Source organism: Vogesella mureinivorans (assembly GCF_007644035.1).
Taxonomy (GTDB): Bacteria; Pseudomonadota; Gammaproteobacteria; order Burkholderiales; family Chromobacteriaceae; genus Vogesella; species Vogesella mureinivorans.
Genome location: NZ_VMTV02000877.1, coordinates 1 through 289 on the forward strand (window position 1 = coordinate 1; position 289 = coordinate 289).

Here is a 289-nt window from a genome sequence, read left to right on the forward strand (position 1 = left end):
AAAGAGGCCGATTATTATCTCAATGAACACCTGCCGGACATCGCCATTGTCGATTTAGGGCTGCCGGATGAAGACGGATTGTCCCTTATCCGCCGCTGGCGTAGCCATGACGTTTCCCTGCCGGTACTGGTGCTGACTGCCCGCGAAGGCTGGCAGGACAAGGTTGAAGTCCTGAGCGCTGGCGCGGATGACTACGTGACCAAACCCTTCCATATTGAAGAAGTCGCTGCGCGTATGCAGGCGCTGCTGCGCCGCAACAGCGGGCTGGCGTCACAGGTTTTCTCTCTGC

Annotated in this window: 1 protein-coding gene; it reads left to right on the forward strand. The window is 58.1% G+C overall.

All coding sequences use genetic code 11. The features are described 5' to 3' along the window. Positions 1–289: response regulator (locus tag FLQ44_RS20055; protein ID WP_147695778.1), on the forward strand; the 289-nt coding region annotated here is incomplete at both ends.